This is a genomic window from Petrotoga sp. 9PWA.NaAc.5.4, assembly GCF_002895485.1.
Taxonomy (GTDB): domain Bacteria; phylum Thermotogota; class Thermotogae; order Petrotogales; family Petrotogaceae; genus AZRK01.
Window position 1 is genome coordinate 40,054 of record NZ_AZRK01000015.1, and the last position, 1,103, is coordinate 41,156.

The 1,103-nt window shown below is 38.7% G+C and carries 1 protein-coding gene; it reads left to right on the plus strand.

Annotated features, from left to right (window positions below):
* The coding region (locus X924_RS05840; protein ID WP_199172647.1) for a PQQ-binding-like beta-propeller repeat protein at positions 1-1,103 on the plus strand (1,103 nt) is incomplete at both ends.

Genomic DNA, 1,103 nt, shown 5'->3' on the forward strand with positions numbered 1-1,103 from the left:
ATCTCTATGCAATAAACCCAGATGGTTCACTCAAATGGAAGTATAAGACAGACGATGGGATTGTTTCAAGCCCAGCGATAGGTAGTGATGGAACTATATATGTGGGATCATATGATGATTATCTCTATGCGATAAACCCAGATGGTTCACTCAAATGGAAGTATAAGACAGACGATGGGATTGCTTCAAGCCCAGCGATAGGCAGTGATGGAACTATATATGTGGGATCATTGGATAATTATCTCTATGCAATAAACCCAGATGGTTCACTCAGATGGAAGTATGAAACTGGCTCTGGGATTGATTTATCATGCCCAGCGATAGGCAGTGATGGAACTATATATGTGGGATCATTTGATAATTATCTCTATGCGATAAAACCAAATGGTTCAGTCAAATGGAGGTATAAGACAGAAGATAGGATTTCTTCAAGCCCAGCGATAGGCAGTGATGGAACTATATATGTGGGATCATTGGATAATTATCTCTATGCGATAAACCCAGATGGTTCACTCCAATGGAAGTATAAGACAGACGATGGGATTATTTCAAACCCAGCGATAGACAGTGATGGAACTATATATGTGGGATCAGGGGATAATTATCTCTATGCGATAAACCCAGATGGTTCACTCAAATGGAAGTATAAGACAGACTATTGGATTATTTCAAGTCCAGCGATAGGGAGTGATGGAACTATATATGTGGGATCATATGATAGTTATCTCTATGCGATAAACCCAGATGGTTCACTCAAATGGAAGTATAAGACAGACGATTGGATTATTTCAAGCCCAGCGATAGGCAGTGATGGAACTATATATGTGGGATCAGGGGATAATTATCTATATGCGATACAAGGAGAAAGTGAGGGGTTAGCAGACACACCTTGGCCGAAATTTAGAAATAACAACAGAAATACAGGTGCAATTAATGTTAGCGCTATGACTAACAATCCACCATCATGGCAAAGAATACCAGATCAAAATATAAAAGTAGGAGAAAGAGTAAGTATAAACCTATTAAATTACGCAAGTGATCCAGATGGAGAACAATTAACATTTGAAATAATCACAGGTAAGGGGAATATAAGTGGAAGTACA